21 protein-coding genes, 2 tRNA genes and 1 pseudogene are annotated in these 24,309 nt (G+C 43.8%); 13 read left to right on the top strand and 11 right to left on the bottom strand.

What is annotated here, in order from left to right; all coding sequences use genetic code 11:
- Nucleotides 1-94 precede the first annotated feature (94 nt).
- The 4 genes and pseudogenes from BW42_RS14070 (at nucleotide 95) to BW42_RS14050 (ending at nucleotide 4,631) form a co-directional block, all read left to right on the top strand.
- Nucleotides 95-2,413, top strand: coding sequence for a YhgE/Pip domain-containing protein (locus BW42_RS14070; protein WP_035412453.1), 2,319 nt, complete (start codon nucleotides 95-97; stop codon nucleotides 2,411-2,413).
- Nucleotides 2,400-2,954: a TetR/AcrR family transcriptional regulator gene (locus BW42_RS14065; protein WP_035412451.1), complete on the top strand. Its 555-nt coding sequence runs from the start codon at nucleotides 2,400-2,402 to the stop codon at nucleotides 2,952-2,954. Before BW42_RS14070 ends, BW42_RS14065 begins: the two co-directional genes overlap by 14 nt.
- A 110-nt stretch (nucleotides 2,955-3,064) precedes the next feature.
- A pseudogene (locus BW42_RS14055) lies at nucleotides 3,065-4,225 on the top strand (IS3 family transposase).
- Between the two features lie 127 nt (nucleotides 4,226-4,352).
- Nucleotides 4,353-4,631, top strand: coding sequence for a hypothetical protein (locus tag BW42_RS14050; protein ID WP_035412446.1), 279 nt, complete (start codon nucleotides 4,353-4,355; stop codon nucleotides 4,629-4,631).
- A gap of 36 nt (nucleotides 4,632-4,667) precedes the next feature.
- Here BW42_RS14050 and BW42_RS14045 read toward each other — a convergent pair whose 3' ends face one another.
- Nucleotides 4,668-5,402, bottom strand: coding sequence for a metallophosphoesterase (locus BW42_RS14045; protein ID WP_035412443.1), 735 nt, complete (start codon nucleotides 5,400-5,402; stop codon nucleotides 4,668-4,670).
- A gap of 363 nt (nucleotides 5,403-5,765) precedes the next feature.
- Here BW42_RS14045 and BW42_RS14040 point away from each other — a divergent pair, with 363 nt between their 5' ends.
- Nucleotides 5,766-6,788 carry a PTS transporter subunit IIC gene (locus tag BW42_RS14040; protein WP_035412440.1) on the top strand — a complete coding sequence of 341 codons (1,023 nt, stop codon included), beginning with the start codon at nucleotides 5,766-5,768 and terminating at the stop codon, nucleotides 6,786-6,788.
- Nucleotides 6,789-6,885: 97 nt separating this feature from the next.
- Here the strand turns inward: BW42_RS14040 and BW42_RS14035 are convergent.
- Nucleotides 6,886-6,958: transfer RNA gene (locus BW42_RS14035), tRNA-Val, on the bottom strand.
- Between the two features lie 184 nt (nucleotides 6,959-7,142).
- Between BW42_RS14035 and BW42_RS14030 the strand changes: the two genes are divergently transcribed.
- Nucleotides 7,143-10,283 (top strand): efflux RND transporter permease subunit, encoded by a 3,141-nt coding sequence (locus BW42_RS14030; protein ID WP_035412438.1) that lies wholly within the window; start codon nucleotides 7,143-7,145, stop codon nucleotides 10,281-10,283.
- A gap of 200 nt (nucleotides 10,284-10,483) precedes the next feature.
- On the opposite strand, the gene BW42_RS14025 is transcribed toward BW42_RS14030, so the two are convergent.
- On the bottom strand, nucleotides 10,484-11,311 hold the full coding sequence (locus BW42_RS14025) for a D-alanyl-D-alanine carboxypeptidase family protein (RefSeq protein WP_035412436.1): 828 nt from the start codon (nucleotides 11,309-11,311) through the stop codon (nucleotides 10,484-10,486).
- A gap of 213 nt (nucleotides 11,312-11,524) precedes the next feature.
- Here BW42_RS14025 and BW42_RS14020 point away from each other — a divergent pair, with 213 nt between their 5' ends.
- Nucleotides 11,525-12,070, top strand: coding sequence for an isoprenylcysteine carboxylmethyltransferase family protein (locus tag BW42_RS14020; protein WP_035412434.1), 546 nt, complete (start codon nucleotides 11,525-11,527; stop codon nucleotides 12,068-12,070).
- A 17-nt stretch (nucleotides 12,071-12,087) separates the two neighbouring features.
- Nucleotides 12,088-13,575: an NAD(P)/FAD-dependent oxidoreductase gene (locus BW42_RS14015; RefSeq protein WP_035412432.1), complete on the top strand. Its 1,488-nt coding sequence runs from the start codon at nucleotides 12,088-12,090 to the stop codon at nucleotides 13,573-13,575.
- A 59-nt stretch (nucleotides 13,576-13,634) separates the two neighbouring features.
- Here BW42_RS14015 and BW42_RS14010 read toward each other — a convergent pair whose 3' ends face one another.
- The 3 genes from BW42_RS14010 to BW42_RS14000 are packed head-to-tail and all read right to left on the bottom strand — an operon-like array spanning nucleotide 13,635 to nucleotide 16,218.
- Complete coding sequence (locus BW42_RS14010; protein WP_035412430.1) at nucleotides 13,635-14,201, bottom strand: histidine phosphatase family protein; 567 nt, start codon at nucleotides 14,199-14,201, stop codon at nucleotides 13,635-13,637.
- A gap of 18 nt (nucleotides 14,202-14,219) precedes the next feature.
- Complete coding sequence (locus tag BW42_RS14005; RefSeq protein WP_035412428.1) at nucleotides 14,220-14,867, bottom strand: response regulator transcription factor; 648 nt, start codon at nucleotides 14,865-14,867, stop codon at nucleotides 14,220-14,222.
- Between the two features lies 1 nt (nucleotide 14,868).
- The gene (locus BW42_RS14000) at nucleotides 14,869-16,218 is read right to left on the bottom strand and encodes a cell wall metabolism sensor histidine kinase WalK (RefSeq protein ID WP_035412426.1); all 1,350 of its coding nucleotides are present in this window, start codon (nucleotides 16,216-16,218) and stop codon (nucleotides 14,869-14,871) included.
- A gap of 147 nt (nucleotides 16,219-16,365) precedes the next feature.
- On the opposite strand from BW42_RS14000, the gene BW42_RS13995 reads away from it, so the two are divergent.
- Nucleotides 16,366-16,917, top strand: a complete 552-nt coding sequence (locus tag BW42_RS13995) for a YdhK family protein (RefSeq protein WP_035412424.1) — start codon at nucleotides 16,366-16,368, stop codon at nucleotides 16,915-16,917.
- A gap of 45 nt (nucleotides 16,918-16,962) precedes the next feature.
- Here BW42_RS13995 and BW42_RS13990 read toward each other — a convergent pair.
- Together BW42_RS13990 and BW42_RS13985 are read right to left on the bottom strand one after the other, a co-directional pair.
- A tRNA-Val gene (locus tag BW42_RS13990) sits at nucleotides 16,963-17,035 on the bottom strand.
- A 139-nt stretch (nucleotides 17,036-17,174) separates the two neighbouring features.
- On the bottom strand, nucleotides 17,175-17,801 hold the full coding sequence (locus BW42_RS13985) for a nitroreductase family protein (protein ID WP_035412421.1): 627 nt from the start codon (nucleotides 17,799-17,801) through the stop codon (nucleotides 17,175-17,177).
- Between the two features lie 183 nt (nucleotides 17,802-17,984).
- Here BW42_RS13985 and yhfH point away from each other — a divergent pair, with 183 nt between their 5' ends.
- The 4 genes from yhfH (at nucleotide 17,985) to BW42_RS13970 (ending at nucleotide 20,828) form a co-directional block, all read left to right on the top strand.
- Nucleotides 17,985-18,131, top strand: coding sequence for a protein YhfH (yhfH, locus tag BW42_RS16210; protein ID WP_071908744.1), 147 nt, complete (start codon nucleotides 17,985-17,987; stop codon nucleotides 18,129-18,131).
- A gap of 191 nt (nucleotides 18,132-18,322) precedes the next feature.
- Nucleotides 18,323-19,168 carry a polysaccharide deacetylase family protein gene (locus BW42_RS13980; protein ID WP_035412419.1) on the top strand — a complete coding sequence of 282 codons (846 nt, stop codon included), beginning with the start codon at nucleotides 18,323-18,325 and terminating at the stop codon, nucleotides 19,166-19,168.
- 15 nt (nucleotides 19,169-19,183) lie between these two features.
- The gene (locus BW42_RS13975) at nucleotides 19,184-19,825 is read left to right on the top strand and encodes a YkyA family protein (protein ID WP_052019158.1); all 642 of its coding nucleotides are present in this window, start codon (nucleotides 19,184-19,186) and stop codon (nucleotides 19,823-19,825) included.
- Nucleotides 19,826-19,925: 100 nt separating this feature from the next.
- Nucleotides 19,926-20,828: a DMT family transporter gene (locus BW42_RS13970; RefSeq protein ID WP_035412417.1), complete on the top strand. Its 903-nt coding sequence runs from the start codon at nucleotides 19,926-19,928 to the stop codon at nucleotides 20,826-20,828.
- 21 nt (nucleotides 20,829-20,849) lie between these two features.
- Here BW42_RS13970 and nagE read toward each other — a convergent pair whose 3' ends face one another.
- From nagE to BW42_RS13955, 3 genes are all read right to left on the bottom strand, one after another.
- Entirely contained in the window at nucleotides 20,850-22,358 is a 1,509-nt protein-coding gene (gene nagE, locus BW42_RS13965) for an N-acetylglucosamine-specific PTS transporter subunit IIBC (RefSeq protein WP_035412415.1), read from the bottom strand.
- 211 nt (nucleotides 22,359-22,569) lie between these two features.
- A complete protein-coding gene (locus BW42_RS13960) occupies nucleotides 22,570-22,767 on the bottom strand; it encodes a CsbD family protein (RefSeq protein WP_035412412.1) in 198 nt (65 codons plus the stop codon).
- A gap of 153 nt (nucleotides 22,768-22,920) precedes the next feature.
- Nucleotides 22,921-24,123: an ornithine--oxo-acid transaminase gene (locus tag BW42_RS13955; protein WP_023467138.1), complete on the bottom strand. Its 1,203-nt coding sequence runs from the start codon at nucleotides 24,121-24,123 to the stop codon at nucleotides 22,921-22,923.
- Nucleotides 24,124-24,309 lie beyond the last annotated feature (186 nt).

The following is a 24,309-nucleotide window of genomic DNA, read 5'->3' as shown; positions in this document are numbered from 1 at the left end:
TCGATTGATTTTTTATAATGAAGAGAGTAAAGTAAATCTCATCAAAACCTAAAACTCAAATTAGTTTTGAGTTTTAGAAAGGGGATTTGTATTTATGTTTCGCTCAGAATGGAAGAAATTGAAGAGTCCGATGATGATCGTCGTTATTCTCGCCCTCATCCTCGTACCGTTTCTTTACAACTCCATCTTCTTATCTGCATTCTGGGACCCGTACGGTCGTACAGAAGATATTAAGGTTGCTATCGTCAACGAAGATCAGGCGACAAAGTTTAAAGGAGAGAAAGTCGACATCGGGGATCAATTCGTCGATAAACTCAAAAAAAATGATGATTTTGATTGGCAGTTCTTGTCTCAGGATAAGGCAGAGAAAGAATTGCGTGACGGAAAAGTCTACATGACAGTTGTCATTCCAAAGAATTTTTCTAAAAATGCAACGACACTACTCGATGATCACCCGAAGAAGATTGAGTTAGAATATTACTTGAATCCAGCGAAAAACTACTCGGGAACACAAATTTCGAGTACTGCCGCAAAACAGTTAAACGAAAAAATCCGAAAATCCGTTACGAAACAATATAGTAGTGCTATATTCGGTGCGTTAAAGAAAATCGCAAACGGAATGGAAAAAGCGTCGGACGGTTCCTCTAAACTCGAGGACGGTAACCATAAAACAGCGGATGGCGCTAGAACACTAGCAACAAATCTTGGAAAACTCGCAGATGGCAGTCTGACACTGTCCGAAAAACTCGGGGAAGCGAATCAAGGTTCGAAAAAACTGAGTGATGGTGTCACGACACTCGACGAAAAGACCACCCTCTTCGCTCAAAAAACGGGTGAGCTATCTTCTGGATTGAACACACTCGATGAAAACGGTGGCAATTTACAGGCAGGTGCCGCGCAACTTCAAGAAGGCGCAACAAAACTCAGCGGTGGCTCAACACAGGTACGCCAAGGGGCAGAACAACTGGCTGCGGGTACTGCTCAGCTTAATGAAAAAATTCCTCAGTTGACGAACGGATTAAATCAACTGGATGAAAAAGCACAAGCTGCGAATGCCTTTTTAACACAACTCAATCAAGATGCTGAACAGGCGAAACAGGACTTACGGGCCCGTCGCCAAGCACTTGAGGCAAACGTCGCTCAACTAAAAGAAGTTATTTCTGCTTCTGAACAGTTATCAGATGAAGAAAAACAAATATTACTCGGTTCTATTGGTTCATTAGAAGAAAATATTCAAAGTCTTGCTGCCCAAGAAGGTGCAATTGATCAGAGTCTTGCTCAAGCAACAAATGCAACGAAGAAAATCGGTCAACTCGCCGCAGGTGGTCAGCAAGTCCAGTCTGCTGTATCGCAACTAAACGCTGGACAATTGAAGCTCGTCGATGGTGCGAAACAAGTCGAGTCTGGCGCACAACAATTAGCTAGTGGACAACAGACGTTCAATGAAAAACTCGGTCAGTATACTGCGGGTGTGCATAAAGCCGCAACAGGCGGTGCCCAACTAGCTGACGGCGCGAACCAACTGTCAGATGGTACACATCAACTTCAAGCTGGGGCTAGCGCGTTGAATAACGGATTAGGACAATTGGCATCTGGTTCTTCTACGATTACAGATGGTATCGGCAAAACGACCGAGGGTGCTTCAAAAATCGCGGATGCCAACACGAAACTTGAAGATGGAGCTAAAACACTGAAGGATGAGCTCAGCAAAGGAGCTAAAGACGCGACGGTCAAGCCGACAAAAGAGCGGGATAATATGCTAGCAGAACCCGTCGTCTTAAAAGAACATGACTATTCGACTGTCAACAATTACGGTTCTGGTTTATCAGCTTATATCCTTAGTATTGCCTTGTTCGCAGGTGCCTTGATGTTCTCTTCGGTCTATCAGATTCGTCCCGAACATGGTGAGAGTCTGACATGGCGCTTCCTCGTCGGTAAATTATCACTTATCTTACCGATTGGCGCATTACAAGGTGTCGCAGCGGCCACAGCAATCGTCTATGTGCTGGATGCTGATGTCGCGAGTGTCCCTGCGCTGTATGGATTCGCTGCCTTGACAGGTATGACGTTCATTACCATTCTGTTCACGCTCGCGATGCTACTCGGTCGCGTCGGACAGTTCCTTGCCTTCTTACTACTCCTTCTTCAAATCGGTGGTAGTGGTGGAACGTTCCCTGTCGAAATGACGCCAGGGTTCTTCCAAGCGATTCACGCTTTCTTACCGATGACATATTCGGTCGGTGGATTCCGCGAAGCGCTTGGACTCGGTGTGACGGATGCCCTCGTATCCAATAGTCAAGTCCTTGCGACCATATTAGTCGTCGCATTAATCATCAGCTTCGTTGGAGGGCTCGGAGCCAAACGGATTCTACTCTCAACGAAAGCGAGACGAAAACAACATGACACAGTCTGATAAAGAAACTTTGATACTCGACTCAGCAATGGCTTGCTTTTCAGAACTCGGTTATAAGGGAACGACGATCGAGCGTGTCGCCCGACGCGCTCATGTCGGAAAACCAACCGTCTATCAATTGTTCGAAAGTAAACTCAATCTGTTTGAATCACTCGTAACACGTGTGTTGCAAGAGATGAAAGAAGAAGCAGAACGCGCTTACGTCGAACAGGCGACCGTAGAAGAAAATAAACAAGCAATGATCGACGCCATCGTCTATCATCAGCAACAACACTTATTCATTCTTCAAATCATCGAAGAAACACGCAACTTAAAATTACAAGAGATGCAGGAATTACGGATGCGGATTGAACGACATGTCGTCGAATATATCAAGACATTACTTGAGACTCGTCTTGGTCAAGACGATCGCGACATACCGGTCGATGTCACGGCCTTCCTGATCTTTCGAACGTATATCGCGTTGATCGCCGAATGGCCATCGATTGCGCGTCCACTTGAACTCGATACGATTCGACGTGCCATGTTGCGCGTTCTGTGAATAAAAAACCGCTGATCAATGGATTGGGCTAACCTAAAATTTTGAGACAATATAAAACACCTTCGGAGTGGTACACTTTTAAAAAGTACTAACATCGGAGGTGTTTTTGCATGGGCAAAAACGTATATTCAAGTGAAGTGAAATGGGCAGTAGTAAAAGATAAGCTGAGTGGTAAGTTAACGACGAAAGAGATTATGGAGAAGTACGGAATCAAAAATGAATCTCAAATTAAAACATGGATGAGATGGTATCGCGCTAACGAACATTATCGATTTGATCAGCCGATTGGAAAACAATATACCTATGGACATGGTCCAGATTCTGCAAGTGAGGATGATAAGAGAGAACGACAAATGTCTCATCTAAAGATGGAAAACGAAATCTTAAAAAAGTACATGGAGATCGAAAGAGAGTTGAGAAAGAAGTAGTCATAAAAATTGTAGAGTTTCTTCGGGGAAGTATACAATCACCGCTATTCTTAGCGTTTTGAATATACCGAGAGCAAACTATTACCGTTGGATTAAAGAATCTGTGAAAGCACCCTCGGTGCTCGAAAAAGCATCATTGGACTAAGTAAGCAGACGAAGTATCGGAACGGACATCGAAAAATAAAGGCATTATTACAGCAAATTTATCAGTTGAAAGCCAATCGGAATACCGTGCAGAAAATCATGCAAAAACACCATCTCCAATGCCGGATCAAGCTGAAACGAAGATGGAAGTCTCAAGGTGAGCGCATCGTAACGGCACCGGATCTCATCAAGCGCGACTTCACAGCAAGTAAACCGAATCAGAAGTGGGTGACGGATATCACCTATATCCAATACGGCAGCACGACGAAATATCTTTCAACTATCATGGACTTATTCAATAACGAAATCATCGCCTACAAGTTATACGAGCATCAACAAACGCCTCTTGTGATCGATACGTTGAAGATAGCGCTTGAGAACCGAAACTATCCCGAAGGGGTCATCCTTCATTCGGACCAAGGCAGTGTCTATACGTCATATGCCTTTCAAGAATTCGTTAAGAGCAATCACCTAATAAGTAGCATGTCTCGTAGAGGAAACTGTTGGGACAACGCAGTTATTGAATCGTTCCACTCTAATTTAAAGTCCGAGGAGTTCCAGTACGTCAAATTTAACTCGCTAAGAGACCATGAGGTCTCTGAACGCGTTATTAATTACTTAAACTACTATAACGAAGAACGAATCCAAGAAAAATTAGGCTACCTGACACCGAAAAGATACGGTGTACTGGCAGCCTAATCAAGGTGTTTTATATGTGTCTCATAGTGCTAGGTCAGTCTATACGTTCATCGATTCGTCACGTTTTTTCCTGCAAGACATATAGTCATCTTTGCTCCTTCCCTTATACTAAAAAAGGAATGGAGTGATGATCGTTTTGAGTTTATCGACCGGAATCATCTTTGTATTACTCGCTTATACACTTATGTCGCTTTACGACATGTGGCAGGTTTACCGGACAACGAGCAAGCTCTGGATATTTGTTTTATTTCTTGCAACACTGATCAGTCTTGTTCTTGCCTTTTTCGTGGCCCCTGTACTTGCACTATTCTTCTACTGGTCACGCCACTCGTTGAAACGAAATATCGGTATCCTGTTACTGATTATCGTCTGCCTCATCTCAATCATGACGAAACTGTCTGCATGATCGACTTCCTTCATGATCTATTCATGAAGGTTTTTTTCATGATCTATTTCCGAAGAAGAGACGTCGCATCAATTCACGTTCCGGCATTTCTGTTGTATTGAGTACATTTAGAAATGGGCGGTCATCGTAAGGAATCGTCAGGATTTCCGAACGAACTTGTCCTTTTTCTAAAGTGAGGATTGCTACTGGGGCAAGAGCTGTTTCCTGACACCCGATCGCTCCAGGGTTGATGTACAGCGTTTGATCCGTCTCAACTTGTTGTGCTGGATGGTGGTGACCAAAGCCAATGATTCGCGCCTCATTTCCGGAAAAAAGGACGGGTAAGTTTTCTTTCGTTCCATCCACTGCTGGCTTTAAGGGTTCCTCACCGATTTTTTTCGTCTGATCGGCATAGGCATAATGTGTCAGATACATCGTTTGTTCCTGATGGGTGACATTCAATACACGCGGTAAACGCTCCAAATAACTCTGATTCTCCTGCGTCAATGAATCTGCAATCCATTGATGGTGCTCTTTCGCATGTTGGTAACTAGCGGGATAAACATCCCCATGAATCAAAGCAAGGACGCATTCATCATGGTTTCCAGAAATCGTCTGAATATCAGGCCGCTGCCTTAACAAATTGATGACCTCATTATGTTCAGGTCCGATACCGACGAGATCACCGAGACAATATACAGCATCGATGTCTGAAGACTGATCGAGGTAGGACAACACGGCACGCAATGCTGAAGCATTCCCGTGAATATCTGTAAAAATCATTACTTTCATGTAAACGCCTCCATTGTTAGTACATTAGGATTTCCCGATGATAGCGTAAATTCCTATTAGATTTAGAGAAAAAAATAAATTGTCAGAAAATATTGATTATTGATCAGAAGCATGTTAGGCTTAGAAAAATTCACAGAGAGGGGCACGATTGAATGATTCCGACGCAACAGCCATTTAACCAAGCCGGACGACTGATTATTCTATGCATGAGGGACTGAAAACTTTTCCGATGATGAAACGGAAATGATTTTTGGGCCCTCCTTTCGATGCATCGAATGAGGCGCCCGCACAGAATGAGTGGCGCCTATCCCAAAAATGGATAGGCTTTTTTCATGGCAAAAAATAGAGATAGATAGAGAGAGGATGACAACGTTGAAAGAATATGCGATGGATCGAATGGTAAAAGTATCAGCTGGAATGGCGAATGCCGTTCTTGTAACACTCGGTGTCGGACTCCTGATTGAGACGCTCGGCAATTTTTTACATATCCAAATGCTACTGACGATTGGCGGCGTCGCAAAAGTACTGCTTGCTCCTGCACTCGGTGCCGGTATCGCCTTTCAGCTCGGAGGAAACACACTTGTCCTGTTCAGCGCGATGATCGCAGCGACGATTGGTGGTGCTGCGCTTCAATCGACTGCTTCTGGACTCGTTCTTGCCCCCGGTCAGCCAATCAGTGCATTACTCGCAGCTGCGGTCGCTGTATATGTCGGAAAACGCATGACTGGAAAAACGAAATTTGACATGATGGTCATCCCAATGAGTGCTGTGCTTGCCGGTGGTATCACTGGTATCGGTGCTGCTGCCGTAACGACACCACTCCTTACAAAATTCAGCGCTATGATCACCGCTTCAGTCGAATCGTCTCCTATTGCTACATCTCTTGTCATTGCACTCATCTTTAGTGTCTTATTGATGTCTCCCGCTTCATCCGCTGCACTCGCTATCGCTTTGCAGCTTGATCCTGTAGCAAGTGCCGCCGCACTCATTGGCTGTTCCGCTCAATTCGTTGGCTTCACATTGATGGCATATCGTCAGACGGATCCCGGTGGTTTGATTGCTTCTTTCTTTGTCACACCTAAAGTACAATTCCCGAATATCGTTAAAAATCCACGTCTTGTCGTTGCACCGTTTCTCGCAGCGATGATTTCAGCTCCTGTAGCGACGCTTCTTCTCTCTTTGAAAGTACCATATGAACTCGCTGGACTCGGTTTAAATTCGATGATTGCGCCACTCAATATCTTCGTCAACCAAGGTCCTCAGGCGTTCCTTATCTTCTTCTTGACTGGTGTCGTTTTACCTGGCGTCTTGACACTCGTCTTCTATCGATTGACGACTGTCGCAGGCTGGACGAAGCGTGGCGATCTTCATCTCGAAATCCAATAAAATAATATCTCTACCTTCCAACTATTCCTGATTGATTTCGGGAATAGTTTTTTTAATGCAAAAAAAATCGTTCCTTCGAAAAGGAACGATTTCGGTATGATTCTGACTGGGCTCGAACCAGCGACCTCTACCCTGTCAAGGTAGCGCTCTCCCAGCTGAGCTACAGAATCATGCTGTGTTGTTACTGGGTATATTTTTATTATAGCAGCATATCGAAAGGTGTAAAGCCTTTTTAACAAAAAAAATTATCTTTTTTCAAAAAGATCTTTTTGAATAAAACAGTTTTAAAGTTGCGGGTTCTATGAGTGTCCTCTACTATGTAAATAAGCACATATAAACGAAAGGAGTGTTCATATGAACTTTTTAACCCGATTCAGTTTAAAGAATTCGGTGGCTGTTTTCATCATCGCCATTCTTTTAGTTTTAGGAGGCGTCTATTCTTTCTCGAAATTAAAAGTCGATCAGTTCCCAGAAATCGAATTTCCTCAAATCTCTGTTGAAGCAGTATATCCTGGTGCTTCGCCCGACGATGTCGATAAACAAGTCGTCTCGAAGCTTGAAACTGCTTTGAAAGGAATCGAAGGAGCTACTAAGCTGACAAGCTCTTCTTATGAAAGCATCGGTATCTTAAACATCGAATTCCCGTTCGATACTGATATGGATAAAGTCGAACAACAGATTGATGCTGCAATCCAAGATGCGAATCTACCAGAGGAAGCAACAACGAAATTAAATCGTCTGTCCTTTGGATCGTTCCCAATCTATAATATCTCTTTCTTTAGTAAGGATGGTAAAGACATCGAAAAAATCCTCAAGGACGATATCGAACCTGAACTTAATAAGATTCCAGGAATCAATAGCGTTTCCGTTGGTGGCTACAAAGATGATCTCGTTCAAATCACCGTCGATAATCAGAAAGCAACAGAAGCAGGACTCTCGCTCTCAAGTATCAAGGAACAAATCAACGGAAAGTATGTCTCGTTCCCATCTGGTCAGCTATCAGAAAACGATTCAAAAATACCGATTCGCGTTGAGGAAAAACTAGAAAATCTAGATAAACTAAAAAATCTACAATTGACACCCGTTGCAGGTGCGACTAGTTCAGCTAGTAGCGATCAAACAGGTGGTTCATCTGCTGGCGGTCCACCACAAGGTGCAACACAAGGACCACCAAGTACAACAGGTGGAGCAGCTACAGATCAGGCGTCTGAACCTGCAGAACCGATTCGTCTAGAAGATATTGCAAAAATCGAAGCAGTCTCGCAACAAAGCGAAAAAACACGTTACGATTTAAAAGATTCCTTATCGATGGCAATCACGAAAAAACAAGATGCCAATACGGTCGAAATCGCAGATGAAGTCACGAAGATCCTTAATAAATATGACGATCAAGTCGACTATACGATTGGGATCGATTCAGCGAAGGATATCGAGGAATCCGTCGCGACACTCGTCAAAGAAGGATTACTTGGTGCCCTCTTTGCCTCTCTCGCTGTACTCTTGTTCTTACGAAATATTCGCGCAACGATTATTGCCATCGTCTCGATTCCTTTATCGTTACTCATTGCTGCTATCTTCTTGAACTGGCAAGATATTTCTCTGAACATCATGACACTTGGCGGGATGGCCGTTGCGGTCGGTCGTGTCGTTGATGATAGTATCGTCGTTATCGAGAACATCTTCCGGCGTGTTCGAAAATCCGAATCCGGTATGACGGATGAGATCATCGAACAATCGACAAAAGAGATTTTAAAAGCAATCACGTCATCGACGCTAACGACCGTCGTCGTCTTCCTGCCAATCGGATTCGTCGGTGGAATCACTGGTAAGTTCTTCTTACCGTTTGCTTTGACAATTATTTTCTCATTACTTGCTTCACTACTCGTTGCGATCACGATCGTACCGATTCTTGCGAAATTTGCCTTTAAGAAGGTTCCAGCAGAAGAAAAAGAAGGTGCTCTTCAACGGTGGTATGGCAAGCTGATTGAAAAGTCACTCTCGCATAAGGCGACGATCTTAATTGTATCGTTCATTCTTCTCGGCGGTTCTCTAGCGATCGTTCCACGTCTCGGCTTTACGTTCATTCCGAACGAAGCCTCAAAGACACTAACGGCATCGCTTGAACTTCCGGCTGCCACATCGCTCGAGAAAACGAGCGACGTCTCATTTGAGATGGAAAAGATGTTTGATAAAGAACAAGCAATCGCTGACGTCACGACGTCTGTCGGAGCACGAGACTTTACGACAGGCTTACGTCTCGATAATAAAGCAAGTTATTTCTTGAACCTGAAGGACGGCGCGAACGTTGAGAAAACGATCAAATCACTTGAGACACAGATGGAGGACATCGCTCAAGAGGAAAACGTCAATGTCAAAATCAGCGTAGCTGAATTATCAACAGGTGGTCCTCCGTCGAACAACAACGTCGATGTCGACCTGTTCTCGAACGATCTCGAAGCGCTTCAAAAAGCTGCGAAATTAGTCGAGGATAATATGTCCAAAAATAGTGATTTAAAATATATCACAAACAACTTCAGCGAAAAACAAAAGCAATTCCTCGTTGAAATCGATCCTGAAAAAGCAAGTGATCGTGGACTATCCGGCTTCCAGATCCTCGGGACCGTCAATGATCAAACGAAGCCTGTTACTGTTGGCACGTTGAATCTTGATAATAAAGATCAAGATGTACAATTGTCTTATGAAAAAGGACTCGTTTCGAAGAAAGATCTCGAAGACGTCCAACTGTTCTCAGCAAACGGTCCTGTTGCTCTAAAAGATGTCGCGACCGTCAAAGAAGTTGAGACCTTCACATCAATTCAGAAGCTCGACGGAAAAGTATATGCTCGCGTTTCCGGACAAGTTAAAGGAGACGACGTACAAAACGTTTCTAATGCTGTAAAAACAGAGGTCGAAAAAATTAATTTACCAGACGGTGTCTCGTTGACAAGTGGTGGTGGGAATGATGATACAGTCGAAATCTTCCAGTCCCTCGGAATCGCGATTGTCGTTGCAATCGGGCTTGTTTACCTGACGATGCTGATCACGTTCGGAAAAGCACGAATTCCGTTCATCATCTTGTCTTCACTGATTTTTGTTCCAATCGGTTCACTCGTCACGCTCTTCTTTGCAAATGAACCATTATCGGTCAGTGTCATGATCGGCTTCTTGATGTTAATTGGTATCGTCACCACGAATGCCATCGTTCTCGTCGACCGTATTGGTCAAAACGTTGGTCGTGGTATGCCAATTCGCGAATCATTGATTGAAGCGGGTAAAACACGATTGCGTCCAATCCTGATGACCGCATTCGCAACGATCATGGCATTGGTACCACTCGCATTAACAACTTCTTCAGGGACATTGATCTCAAAAGGTCTCGCCCTAACAGTTATTGGGGGGTTAACGACATCTACGTTGTTAACACTCATCATTGTTCCAGTCGTCTATGAACTGTTCTTCTTCAAAAAAGCGAAAAAAGAACGAACAACCAATTAAGTGAACATCAAAAAAGCCCATCGCTTGGATTGCGATGGGCTTTTTATAGTGTGAGGCTTATGATTCCAACGGTTCATCCGTCTGCTCCAATGTACCGTCATGTTCAGCTACCAATCAGCATGCCGGTCATTGTCAAACAGTCCATCTCTTTCATTCAAGACGAATAATAGATGAATCCAACACCCTCTATTTATCATGTTTTAAGATGTCGAAGTCTTTACTGGTTTCCAAGGAGCAAGATGAAAATACTCTTCCATTGTCAACCCACTGAGTTTCAGGCGAGCAGCAAGCGTCGCCCCTACATAACGGTAGTGCCAGCTTTCATACGTATAACCTGTCCACGATTCTTTACCAGATGGATAACGAAGATGGAAACCATACCGGTGCGCATTCGCGAACAGCCATTTCGCCTCTTTCGTCTTCGCAAAACTGAACATCGCGTATTTAGAAGAATCTGCTCCCCCTATATCAAAAGCGAGTCCTGTCTGATGTTCGCTTTTTCCTGGCTCCGCACTATAAGTACTCGCTTTTTCATATCCATCTCGCGCGACATATTTATCAAACAATGCCTTTTGGTAAGCGTACGAACGGTATGTACTAAATGCGACCAGCGTAATCCCCTCTTTTTTTGCTGCCAAGCGCATTTTCTCAAAAGCTGCACGCGCTTGCTGATTCTCTCCAAGAGCGTACGTCGAACGGAGTGCTAAGTTCTTATTCGCGATGAGTGTCTTGCCAATACGTTTCCCACCGATTTGTTCATCCGTTAACAGATATTTCGTACTCGCATAGCCAATCTTCGTTCCGTACTGTATTTTGGACCACGTACCGATTTTTGATAGTTCTGTTACATAAATCCCTGTCGGAATGACTGCAATACTCGGTTGCTCGACTGATGTCCCTTGACGTAAATGAAGGGATGTCTTGGCTTGACGATAAGAAGAAGTCGCCGCCTCAGCTTCTGATATATAAGTCGACGTACAGGCTACCGTCAATGCCAATGTCGTGATGAGTGTCTTGATGTATTTCATGAATCGTGTATCTCCTTTATGCATGAGGATCTGCATCCATGTTTTAGATTAGAATACCATTATTTTTTTCAAACAGGGTTCATTCGGAATGCTTGTCATGAAAATGAAGTATTTCTGAAGTTTTCTAAATGTAGCTTAAGGGTGAATTGCAATGGGTAAATAACGTTGAATGCGCTTTCGAAACAAGTTCTGAAACAGAAAGGAGGAGCGTACGTGACATTGTGGGAATGGATCTTCAGCATTGGTAGCGTCTGTTGGATCAGTGAAATGATTCGTTTTCGGAATCGATCCGATTCCCGGTCGGGCGCCGCAGAACAAGTAAGTTTTTATTTGATTTTCCTTGTCTTGAGTGGAACGATCGTCTGCTCTTTCCTCTTTGCGGACGAAAGTGTTTCTCCCTGGTTGCGCATCACTTCCTGCCTGCTGTTGTGGAGTGGAGTCGCTTTACGCCTTTGGGGAATTCTCCACTTAAAACAACAATTCACTCGTCACGTCGTCGTCGCAGCTGATGACAAGCTTGTCAGTAGTGGTCCTTATCGTTTCTTGCGCCATCCATTGTACAGTGGATTATTGTTGATCACGATCAGCTTTCCTCTGTTCACGGGACAAATGGTCCTATTCGCTTTCGCTGGAGTGCTCATGTTCTTTTTCCTACTCTATCGAATCCGGATCGAGGAAGCGATGTTGACAAAAGGTTTCGGACCTGCCTATACGATGTGGGCTGCAAAACGAAAACGTTTGATTCCATTCATCTATTAAAAGGAGAAGTGATCCATTTGAAGAAACGTGCAATCGTCATTGGAGCTGGTCTTGCCGGTATGTCTGCTGCCATTCGTTTAGCTGGAGATGGTTACGCAGTCACGATGCTTGAAAAAAATGCAAACGTCGGTGGGAAACTAAATCAGCGCAGCGGGAAAGGATTTACTTTTGATACTGGTCCATCGATTTTAACGATGCCTTGGGTACTCGAACAACTCTTCTCAAGTGTTCATCGTAACTTAGATGATTACTTAGAAATCGAACGCATTGAACCGCAATGGCGTACTTTTTTTGAAGATGGAACAAAAATCGACGTCAAAGGTGACTTACCTGGAATGCTTGAAGAAGTCGAGCAAATTTCGTCACGAGCGGATTTCGTCGAATTGTTCCGGTACTCAAAACAAATGTATGACTTATGTCTCGACAGCTTTTATAAATACAGTCTCGAAGATTTAAAGGACTTAAAAAAATACCATACGATGTCTGATTTATTAAAGATGGACCCGATGAACACCGTCGCGACCGGAACAAAAAAACACCTCAATAATCCGTATCTCGAACAGCTATTCAACTACATGGTCATGTATGTCGGTTCCAACCCTTATCAAGCGCCAGCCGTCTTCAATCAAATGATTTATGTACAGATGGGGCTTGGCATCTATTATGTTAAAGGCGGGATGTATCAAATCGCGCGTGCTATGAAACGATTGCTTGACGAGCTCCGCGTCACGGTGCATCTCAACTCACCGGTTGAACAAATCGTCCTTGAAAATAAAAAAGCAGTTGGTGTCCTTTCGAATGGTACGTTCCATGCAGCCGACATCGTCGTCTCAAATCTTGAGGTCATCCCGACTTACGAACGAATCGTACCTGAGAAAAAAGCCCGGAAGCAGGCAAAAAAATTACAGGCATCGTTTGCTCCCTCTGTTTCTGGACTCGTATTATTACTTGGTGTGAACCGTGAGTATAGTGGACTAGCACATCACAACTTCTTTTTCTCAGAAAATCCAGAGCGCGAATTCGCTCAAATGTTCAAAGAAGGAACGCCTCCTGAGGATCCGACGATTTATGTCGGGGTCTCGTCGAAATCTGATGCTTCGCAAGCGCCCGATGGAAAAGATAATCTGTTCGTCTTGACGCATGTCCCTCCTCTAACACTCCAAAAAGGTGAGGTCGACTGGGATGCTTATCGTGAAGTTGTTCTTGATAAACTCGAACGAATGGGACTTTACGGTCTTCGGGAATCAATCGAGTTTGAATATCGCTTCACCCCAGAAGATCTGAAGGACTTATATGGTCCAAACGGTGGATCGATTTATGGTGTCGCAGCTGATCGGAAGAAAAATGGTGGATTCAAGATTCCATCGAAGAGCGAGTTATACGAAGGACTTTATTTCGTTGGTGGTTCTACACACCCAGGCGGCGGTGTGCCAATGGTCACCTTATCCGGTCAATTAACAGCTGATTTGATCCGAAAACATGAAGGTGCTATTCCTACGCCTTAAGATTTCTTTGATTACAAAAGAGACGGAAACTGATTTACTCATCAGTTCCGCCTCTTTTTTTACTTTACATTCGTCAAAAGTGGTACGACGTGAATATCTACCTCTCCTCCTGATTTCACTTCCAACCGGCACACGGCTGGCATCGGTAAGGATTTCCAAAATGTATAATCAAATGTCGGATCGAATGTTTCGAGAAGTAACATCATGATGTTTCCATGTGTTCCAAGAACAACTATTTCGTCGGAATGCTTCTCCACCAGTTCATCGATGAATTGCCGAATGCGTTGCGCTGCTTCTTTGTTCGTTTCGCCCCCGAATGGATTATCGTTCGGATGTTGCCATACATACATAACCGCCTCCTGAAAACCGTCAAGCTCTCCAGGTGCTAGTAATCGCTCTCTTAGTTCTTCTACCTCAATAATTGGTTGTCGACGTGCCTCCGCGAGCGGTGCAACCGTCTCGATCGCCCGCTGATACGGACTACTATAGAATCTGTCGATTGGAATTTCTTGAAACGTTTCAAGTAAACGTCTTGCATCTGCCTGTCCTTTATCGGAAAGTGGACGTCTCCGTTCATCCGGTGAGTATGTCGAATGTGCGTGCCGTACGAAATAGAGTGTCGTCATGTTTGAATCTCCTTCTTACTAGTGTATCCAGCGGTATCCGATTCCGCGAACCGTTTCCAGATGCTGTTCGATTGGAAAACCGCAAACACGTAGTTTTTCTCTTAAATGTCTGATATGCGAGTCGATTGTCCGCTCGTCTACAGACGCTTCCGCTCCCCATAACATCGTCGTCAGCTGATTCCGCGTCCAAACACGTCGTGGAGAATCTAAAAATACACCTAACAATTCAAACTCCGTCTTCGTTAACGAAATCGTTTGTTGGAGGTAACAACAACGATAGCCTTCCCGGTCATAGGATAGACCAGCATGCCGCTGCTGTAATAAAACTTCCATTCGTCCGATCAGTTCTCCTTCTTGAATCGGCTTTGATATGTAATCATTCGCCCCTACTTCCCGTGTCCGAATGATGTCTTCCCGCTGATTCCGTGCCGTAACCATCAATATCGGGATGTTAGTGTGTTTTCGAATGAGACGACAACATGTCCATCCGTCCATATCTGGCATCATGACATCCATTAAAATAAGATCAAATACGTTCTGACAGCAGAGCTCAAGAGCTTGTTGCGCAGAATCCACAAGCTGACACGTGTACCCATACGGCTGAATATACAGTTTTAACAGTTCAAGCATTCTCGGTTCATCATCTACAATCAATACATGCGGCATTTTATTTCTCCCTCCACTGCAGTGTCACTTGTGTTCCATGTCCAAGTTGACTCTTGATGTTCAATTCAGCTCCATGTGTCTGCGCAATTGCTTCAACGATGGAGAGTCCGATTCCAGTTCCTCCATGTTTTCGAGAACGCGATGTTTCCGTTCGGTAGAGCCGTTTCGTTACATGAGGTAAAGAGTCTGCAGCAATCCCTTCTCCTGTATCTTCGATTTGAATGAAAGCCCCTACTGCGTTGACACCATAACGAACGATGATTGTTCCCGACGTCGTATGTCGACGTGCATTTTCAATGATATTTACAATCATCTGACGGAGTTGCTGAGCGTCACCCATCACTTGTAATGGCTCACCTTCTATCTCAAAAGAAATATTTTCTTGTTCGATGTCTAGACGCATCAATCGTATCACTTGATGAATCAAGTCTTCGACATCGACAGGTTTTCGTTCCATCATAAAAGCATTGGCATCAATTCGTGCTAGCCAAAATAGTTGTTCAATCCATTCATTCATTTGCTGACTTTCTTCTCGAATGATCGTGATGTAGCGTCGTTGTTCATCCGGTGTCAATGTTTGGCGTTTGAGAATATCCGCATATCCCTTTATATATGTCAATGGTGTTCGTAGTTCATGAGATACGCTTGCTAAAAATTCGGATCGTTCCCGATTTAAAAAATCGAGATCCTGTTTTAACTGCTGAATCGAACGCGCCAATTGTCCCAGTTCGTCTTTTCGATCAATTGGCAACTCTCCACTTTCCCCATCCAATAGACGCGCCGTCGCTTTTTCCATCTGAATCAACGGACGAGAAATGATTCGGGTCGTCCAAATGCTTGCAGCACCTGCCAATAAAAGTGCAAGCAGACCAACTTGGAAAAACTGCTGTTTCAACGGATCAAGTACGTGATCCACGATTGCTTTAGAAGCGAACATGAAGACATGACCACGATGTTCCTCGTCAATGGTGATGGGACTGTCCGTCATTAAAAAGTTACGCATCGTTACGATTTTTCCTCGTTGACGATAATCAAAATCTGTATGTTGTAATACACGTCTCATCTCACTCGTCAAAGGACGTGATGCTTCGAGTTGTTTCCCTCTTGCATCGGTGATCACGACAGTAAAGGATGAGTTCGCTTCCATCATACTGACATGACGCATCGTCGTTTGGTCGTAGGAATCGACCAGGACATCACGATGGGTATTCCCTCGGTTCAGCAAACCATCCACCACTTCCTGCGTTCGTATTTGAGACAACTGATAATATAAAGTCCCGAACAATACACTGCCACAAATTAAAAATGCCGCAAGAACGATTCCTCCGACCGAGTATGAAATACGACGCATGACGTTTCCCTCCTTATCTCTCCATTTTAGTATAGCGAAAAAAAACATAATCAATGCCGATAAACGAAACTGTCACTTCATCTGCACACGATTTGCACATACGCTGGGTATAGTAAAGAAGACTAATGACTTCAGGAGGGTTTTAATATGAAAAAATCATTGACGTTAACTGTACTTGCTCTTAGTTCTACGCTTTGGCTCGGTGCATGTGGATCCGCCAATAACGATGGAAGTAATAGTGACTCACACGACATGTCACATGGAGATATGATGCATTCGAGTGACGGAAAGGTACCGTCTGGTTTAAAGAAAGCTAGTGATCCGACTTATCCGAGAGGCAGTAATGTCACTTTGACGACGAATCATATGGACGGAATGAACGGAGCAAAAGCAACGATTGCCGGTGCTTATGATACTGTCGTCTATGCAATCAGTTATAAACCGACTACTGGTGGAAAGATGGTGAAAAATCACAAATGGGTCATTCAGGAAGAACTTGATCCAGTTCCAACTAAGCCACTGCAAGTTGGTGATGAAACGACTGTCAAGGCAGATCATATGAAAGGTATGGATGGAGCTAAAGCGACGATTGATGAAGTAAAAGAAACGACTGTCTACATGGTGAACTATGAACCAACGGACGGTGGAGAGATGGTGAAAAATCATAAATGGGTCACCGAGGATGAGATAAAGAAATAATAAAAAAGCCCGCTTTTCCTATAAAGGAGAAGCGGGCTTTCGGTATGATTCTGACTGGGCTCGAACCAGCGACCTCTACCCTGTCAAGGTAGCGCTCTCCCAGCTGAGCTACAGAATCATGTTTGCAGTACGTAATGTACTTGCTAGGACATGTATTAATATATCAAGAAACTAAAAGGCTGACAAGTCTTTTTCCGAAAAAAAATAAAAAAATTAAAATGGAGGAATTGCCCCCCGCTTCCTCCATTTTGAATGACTTACAGGAAGGTTGATACTCGATCGATCGGTAAACGGAGTGCTGGACGTTTTTTTGCATCTTCGACCGCTTTACCGACAGCAATTAACATGACCGGTACATACCGTGACTCGGTAATAAACGTTTCCGTAAAACGTTGATGATCAAATCCACCCATTGCGAGTGTTGATAATCCACGCGCTTCTGCCGCAAGCATCAATTGCATCGCAGCAAGACTCGCATTCGACATTGCCGCGTCGCGACCATACGCTTCACTTTGATAAGCGCCTTCTACTTGTTCTTTGATCGAATCGAACAATTCTTCTGTCATACCACCCGCTTCTACTGCCGGACCATAAACCGGATTGTAGTTTCGATTGGCTTGAACATCCCCTAGAATCGCAATGATTGCTGAAGCCGAAGTGATGGCTGGCTGATTGTATGCAATTGGTGCAAGCTGTTGCTTCGCTTCTTTTGAATGGAAGACCGTGAAATGCCAGTGTTGTAGATTCCAAGCACTCGGCGCCGCTGTCGTCCATTCTAATAGTTCTTCCACTTCCTGTTTTGAAAGTTTGAACGTTTCGTCGTAATGACGAACGGAACGTCTTTCTGTTAAGACACGCATTGTATCCAGTGTTGCATGTGTCATGTACAAATCCCCCTTATTATTATCAGATTACTTAGATATCGTAGCATGTCTCTTTTTCATTGTCCTTTACCAATACTCCAAATAAATCATCTGTTATAAAACAATGTTGACATTAAACCTCTGTACTAATACAATGAAAACAAGAAAAAAGACATTGCGTTTATTTTGAAGGAGGAAAAACACATGGAACAACCCCTTTACCAAGAAGCGTCTGCTGAGTTTTATCGTGAACTTCCCGTTAAGACATGCGTTCATTGTGGGAAAGAAATGGACGAGCAATGTGAATCCTATCAATCAGAATGTGTTGAATGTGCTGTAACAGAACACTAATAACATGTAAAACAATCACTTAACTAGTGGTTGTTTTTTTGTTTTTATATACTCTATTTCTAATTAAGTTGATATTTTTAGAAAAATCGATCTCCCGTCATCTTTTTGTCATCTATTTGTTACAAAAGAAACAATTAAAATGTTACATTATCTGTATATGATATTTTTGACACAAGGAGCGACAGACAACGATGGATCCATTTACCTCAAGCCACGCTAGCGAACTCGGTCCACGACCGCGGACAAAAAAAAGAAAGTTCTTCCCTCGATTTTTCTTACTTCTTATACTCGTTTTTCTTGGAGTCGGAGGGTATATTGCTTATCGATACGTCTTCACACCTGAACAACAGTCAATCACTACCGGTAAGTCCATTACCAAAGTTCCCGTCGTCAACATGGAGAAAGCACGCGTCGAAAAATGGAATGGTGTGACAAAAAAAGTCGCTTATTTAACCTTTGAAGACGGACCATCCGCATTAACATCAGAGTTACTTCGAACATTAGATCACCTTCATACTCGCGCTACTTTCTTTTATCTCGGATCACAGGTAGATGTTTTTCCAAAAGAAGTTAAAGCTGCTGCGAAAGCCGGACATTACATCGGCTTACACGGTGAAACACACGATTACGATACATTGTACAAAAAAGGACAGTACGTCTCAGAAATGAAAAGTGTTCAGAAAAAAATTTATGATTTAACAAAACTGACACCACATTTGACACGACCACCTTACGGATCTGATCCTGGCATTACGAAAAAGATGGCATCTGCCATCCACGCTGCAGACTTCCGAGTATGGGACTGGTCGATCGATTCAATGGACTGGTATTACAAAGATAGTGCAAAAGAAGTGGCTAATACGGTCATTCGGCGAGCAGAGCGTCCATTTGAAATCATTCTCTTGCATGAACAACCACAAGCTATCAAGGCCCTTCCGGCCATTGTTGCCGGACTTCAGAAAAAGGGCTATCAGTTCGCGATTTATGATGAAGATTTCCATATTCCGTACAACTTCGTGCAATACTCGAATTTATAAGGAGTTACTATCTAGATGAAAAAATCATTCGTAGCAGTACTGTTCCTGTCGAGCTTCGGACTCGCTGCCTGCTCCAACGATTCACCAGCCTCTCTTCATGAACAGCTAGAGCAACAAGTCAAAGGTGAAGAAAAGGCATTCATGCTAGCTGATCAACGTGCTCGTAAGGACGAAATTTCAGTTAATACGTACCAAGCCGTTCTTGATGCAGGTGCTGAAGAAATCAAACGCTCTCAAAATGAACGGGAGGAACTAGAAGCCTTAAATGACGAACGGCTTTCTTTATTGAAACAAGAAGAAACGTTACGTAAGGAAACGTACGCTGAACTTGATCTTGAAGAATTGAAGGATGCTGTAAACAAACTTGATGGTAAAGCAAAAACGGAAGGAACTGCCTTAGTGGCAATCATCAAGGAACGCCAGCAGACGTTTCAAACGTTCTCTAAAACGTATCGACAAGCGATGGACGCTGAAAAGAAAGTGCTTTCACGCTTGACTAAAAAACCGGATTTCGTTAAGATTGATGAGTCAACAGCGGATTTAAATCGTTTAACACGGAAAGCTACCGCGTCATTAAAGAAGTGGAACACGCTGACCGTTCAGTACAACCAAACGAAAACCCGGCTGTATCGTTTGCTCGACACATCAACTCAATAAATCACACAGGTTGCAACCAAACCCTGTCCAAAAAACCTGGACAAGGCCCCGTTGCAACCTTTTTTGTGTGGTTTTTACTAAAAATGGAGGGAAATTATTCATGCATCGCTCAAAAGCAACCTTATTCGTTCTCATTGGCGCTATCAGTTATGGTGTCCTCTCAACGATCGTCAAACTCGCTTATGCAGCTGGATTTAACTCAGCAGCCGTTTCTGGGAGTCAATTTTTCTTCGGTTGGCTGATGATTTTCAGTCTTGCCTTATTTACGAAAAATCTTCGTCTCGATCTTAAGACAGCTGGTCTTCTCATGTTGATCGGTATCTCTAGTGGTACAACTGGTTATCTGTACTATCAAAGTCTTCAGACCGTATCGGCATCCGTTGCAATCATTCTCTTATTCCAATTCACTTGGATTGGTGTCATCATCGATGCGCTCGCATTCAGACGTTTACCATCTCGCGCGCATTTCCTGTCTGCGATTCTGTTGATTGGCGGAGCCATTCTTGCGAGTGCCGCTTACTCGAGTCCACTTGACTTCCGTGGAACATTATTCGGTCTTGGAGCGGCTGTCAGCTTCTCAATTTTCTTACTCGCTAGTGGACGCATCGCCAATCATTTACCCGTCATCAAGAAGAGTTTTTACATGATGACAGGTGGTCTTGCTTTCGTCATGACGATGTATCCACCGACGACGTTCTTATCCTCTGCGAACTTCGAAAATGGACTTCTGTTATACGCGATTCCGCTCGGTCTGTTCGCGTTAATTTTACCACCGCTCTTATTTGCTGCGGGCGCGCCTCACCTCTCCCCAGCAAGCGTTTCTTTGCTTGGAGCAGCTGAACTACCGACAGCGGTCATCTGTTCCGTGTTAATTTTAGGTGAACATCTGATGAGCTCTCAATGGATTGGGATCGTCATCATCTTGATTGGAATCTTTTATCCGATCTATCGCTCGAGCAAAACAGCACCTGTTGCGAACGTACAGCAAAACGACCTTTCCTGAGCTCAGGAAAGGTCGTTTTCTTTACTTCTGTCGTTTCATCGCATCTGCAACGAATTCGACATCTGTGCCAATGATGATTTGAACACTAGTCGCCCCCATCTTCATGACACCTTTTGCTCCAGCCGCTTTAATCGCCGCTTCATCAATGATGCTTGGATCCTTGACTTGAAGACGTAAACGTGTCGCACAGTTGTCAATCGACGTGACATTTTCTGTTCCTTTCAATCCAGCAAAAATTTGAGCTGCTTGTTGTTCATATTTATCGTCTGAGTCCGTCAAAACGACTCCCGTGTCTGTAACGAGCGATTCATCTTCACGACCTGGTGTCTTCAGATCGAATTTTGTGATCATGAAGTAGAACAGGAAGTAGTAGACGACCGCGAACGCGAGACCAACCGGGATGATCAACAATGGTTTTTTCGCAATCCCGAAGTTCAAGGCGTAATCAATGAAACCAGCCGAGAAGGAGAAGCCATGTAAAATACCGAGTAAGTTAACGATGGCCATCGATAGACCCGTTAGTACAGCATGGATGACGTATAAAACAGGTGACAAGAACATGAACGAGAACTCGATTGGTTCCGTAATTCCTGTCAGGAAGGATGTCAGTCCAAGACCAATCATCGCTCCAGCAACGGCTTTTCGATTTTCCTTACGCGCAGCCATGACGATGGCAAAGGCTGCAGCTGGCAAGGCAAACATCATGATCGGGAAGAAGCCAGCTTGATAAATCCCCGCTGTTGGATCTCCAGCGAAGAAACGCGCAATATCCCCGTTCGCTACCGTACCATCTGCTTTTTCGTATGAACCGAAAACAAACCAAAAAATATTATTTAAAACATGGTGCAAGCCGACAGGAATCAGGAGACGGTTAAAGAATCCAAACAAAGCAGCGCCTCCTGCGCCAAGACCGACCATCCATTCACCGGCACCGTTGATACCTTGCTCGATGAACGGCCAAACATAACCAAAGATGAAAGCAAGTACGAGCATGACAGCTGAGGTAATGATTGGAACAAAACGACGGCCTCCGAAGAATGCCAACCAATCCGGTAACTTAATATTGTAGAAGCGATTGTATAGAAGACCGGCAACGATACCCGCAATGATCCCACCGAATACTGCCATATTGACGGTTGAACCGAGCGTCGCCTGGTTCGCAATCGAACCAAGCGTCGCGCCATCGACCTTGGTCGAGGAATCATTGACGATCGCCGCAATCGCATCATATTTTGCTTGAATCTGTGCACTGGAATAATCCTTGTTCATCGAGTCGACGCCATTTTTTAAGACAAGATACCCGATGGCTCCGGCAAGACCCGCTGCCCCACTCGCATCGATCGATAGACCGATCGCGACACCAATGGCAAATATCAAAGGAAGGTTATCAAAAATTGCCCCTCCTGCTGCTACCATCAACGGAATATCTAGCATATCCGCCGAACCTAATCGAAGTACGATTCCGGCAGCTGGTAATACTGCGATTGGTAACATTAAGGCCTTACCAATTCGTTGTAGAAACTGCAACATACCTTTCACCCTTTCCTAAATAAACGATAATGACAGAACAATGTAAACGCTTTTACGTTTTTAATTATTCCATATAAATATCTAAATGACTAGACCTTTATACAAATTATTCACTATCTTTTTTATTAGTATAAAAATTCATTATAGCAAACACTAAAAACCGGACTAGAGTAATCCTCCAGTCCGGTTTTTCTATTTAATTCTTACAGTCTTAACGACGAGTTGTATCTTCAAAATTTTGTTGAACGTTTCCTACGGTTTTCTTTGCGTCACCTTTTAATTGATCTTTTTTACCTTCGCGCTCTGTCGATTTATCTCCTGTTGCTTTACCGAGTGCTTCTTTTGCTTTACCCGCTACTTTATCAACAAGACCATCTGCTTTTTTATTGAGACCACTGTCATTTGACATAACCATTACCCCCATTTAAAAATTTTTTTTGCGATAGTTGTATGTTCCCGTATGACTGAATTTCAAACATTTCCTGTATCCATACCGACACTCATCCAAACAAAAATAACAGTGAACATCTTGTTCACTGTTATTCGATTTGAATTTATTCATTTACTGGGCGACGGAAACGCCTAACACTTGTTCAATCCGTTCGAACGCCCAATCCAACTCTTCTTTTGTGATGACAAGCGGTGGTGCAAAGCGAATGACTGTCTCGTGTGTTTCTTTACAGAGTAAGCCTTTCTCTTTCAACGCTTCGCAATATGGTCGAGCTGCTTCTGTTAGTTCAACACCAATGAACAATCCACGACCACGTACTTCTTTGATCATCGGGTTGTTAATTTGTTTTAATTTCTCCATGAAGTACGTACCGAGTTCGAGTGAACGTTCCGGTAACTTTTCGTCTTCTAATACTTCAAGTGAAGCAATCGAGACGGCACAAGCGAGTGGATTGCCACCGAACGTCGAGCCGTGCGAACCTGGATTGAAGACAGAAAGGACATCTTTATTCGCGGCAACACACGAGATTGGGAATACACCACCACCCAGTGCTTTCCCAAGAATGTACATGTCTGGTGTTACCTCATCCCAATCAGAAGCAAACCATTTACCGGAACGACCAAGTCCAGATTGAATCTCGTCCGATACGAGCAAAACATTCTGCGCACGACAAACTTCTTGTGCATCTTTTAGGAAGCCATCATACGGAATTAAAATTCCTGCTTCGCCTTGAATCGGCTCCAAGATGAATGCCGCTGTATTTTCAGTGATTGCCTGTTTTAGTGCCTCCAGATCGCCGTATGGAATCGTCTTGATTCCAGGAAGAAGCGGTCCAAATCCTCGTTGATATTCTGCCTCCGTCGACATGGAGACGGCTGTCATCGTTCGACCGTGAAAGTTTCCTTCACAAACGATGATTTCAGCATCACCTGGGATTTGTTTCACTTCATATGCCCAGCGTCGTGCTGCTTTCACTGCCGTCTCGACAGCTTCCGCACCTGTATTCATCGGTAATACCATGTCTTTACCCGTCAATTGTGCTACTTTTTCATAGAAAAAGCCCAGTTGATCATTGTGGAAGGCACGTGACGTCAAAGTGATCTTATCCGCCTGTCGTTTTAGAGCTTCGATGATTTTCGGATGACGATGTCCTTGGTTGACGGCTGAGTAAGCACTCAACATATCCATATAACGACGTCCTTCCGGATCCGTGACGAAGACACCTTCTGCTTCTGAAATGACGATCGGGAGTGGATGGTAGTTATGTGCTCCGAACTGTTCTGTCTGTTGAATGATTTTCTCTGTTTGATTCATCGAGATTCCCCCTTATAGCTCTTTAGAAAACGCTTTCAAAATCATTATAGCAGATTTTCTTGTATAATCTTCATCTAAAAAATGTATAACCTAGAGGATTGGGATGCGTAAGAATTGAATATATTGGGAAAAGACAAGACAAGTGAACCGTCATCTCTTTTCATCATAAAGGAGCGTGCGCACGTA

Source organism: Exiguobacterium sp. RIT341, assembly GCF_000632205.1.
Lineage (GTDB): Bacteria > Bacillota > Bacilli > Exiguobacteriales > Exiguobacteriaceae > Exiguobacterium_A.
This window is presented reverse-complemented; position numbering and strand designations above follow the sequence as displayed.

Coding starts and splice junctions, on each gene's coding strand:
- BW42_RS14010 (WP_035412430.1), bottom strand. CDS start 14,201: ATGACGACACTCTATTTCGTACGGCACGCACATTCGACATACTCACCG.
- BW42_RS13995 (WP_035412424.1), top strand. CDS start 16,366: ATGAAAAAATCATTGACGTTAACTGTACTTGCTCTTAGTTCTACGCTT.
- nagE (WP_035412415.1), bottom strand. CDS start 22,358: ATGTTGCAGTTTCTACAACGAATTGGTAAGGCCTTAATGTTACCAATC.
- BW42_RS14050 (WP_035412446.1), top strand. CDS start 4,353: ATGATCGTTTTGAGTTTATCGACCGGAATCATCTTTGTATTACTCGCT.
- yhfH (WP_071908744.1), top strand. CDS start 17,985: ATGGAACAACCCCTTTACCAAGAAGCGTCTGCTGAGTTTTATCGTGAA.
- BW42_RS13985 (WP_035412421.1), bottom strand. CDS start 17,801: ATGACACATGCAACACTGGATACAATGCGTGTCTTAACAGAAAGACGT.
- BW42_RS14070 (WP_035412453.1), top strand. CDS start 95: ATGTTTCGCTCAGAATGGAAGAAATTGAAGAGTCCGATGATGATCGTC.
- BW42_RS13960 (WP_035412412.1), bottom strand. CDS start 22,767: ATGTCAAATGACAGTGGTCTCAATAAAAAAGCAGATGGTCTTGTTGAT.
- BW42_RS13955 (WP_023467138.1), bottom strand. CDS start 24,123: ATGAATCAAACAGAGAAAATCATTCAACAGACAGAACAGTTCGGAGCA.
- BW42_RS14040 (WP_035412440.1), top strand. CDS start 5,766: ATGACAACGTTGAAAGAATATGCGATGGATCGAATGGTAAAAGTATCA.
- BW42_RS13975 (WP_052019158.1), top strand. CDS start 19,184: ATGAAAAAATCATTCGTAGCAGTACTGTTCCTGTCGAGCTTCGGACTC.
- BW42_RS13970 (WP_035412417.1), top strand. CDS start 19,926: ATGCATCGCTCAAAAGCAACCTTATTCGTTCTCATTGGCGCTATCAGT.
- BW42_RS13980 (WP_035412419.1), top strand. CDS start 18,323: ATGGATCCATTTACCTCAAGCCACGCTAGCGAACTCGGTCCACGACCG.
- BW42_RS14030 (WP_035412438.1), top strand. CDS start 7,143: ATGAACTTTTTAACCCGATTCAGTTTAAAGAATTCGGTGGCTGTTTTC.
- BW42_RS14065 (WP_035412451.1), top strand. CDS start 2,400: ATGACACAGTCTGATAAAGAAACTTTGATACTCGACTCAGCAATGGCT.
- BW42_RS14045 (WP_035412443.1), bottom strand. CDS start 5,402: ATGAAAGTAATGATTTTTACAGATATTCACGGGAATGCTTCAGCATTG.
- BW42_RS14000 (WP_035412426.1), bottom strand. CDS start 16,218: ATGCGTCGTATTTCATACTCGGTCGGAGGAATCGTTCTTGCGGCATTT.
- BW42_RS14025 (WP_035412436.1), bottom strand. CDS start 11,311: ATGAAATACATCAAGACACTCATCACGACATTGGCATTGACGGTAGCC.
- BW42_RS14005 (WP_035412428.1), bottom strand. CDS start 14,867: ATGCCGCATGTATTGATTGTAGATGATGAACCGAGAATGCTTGAACTG.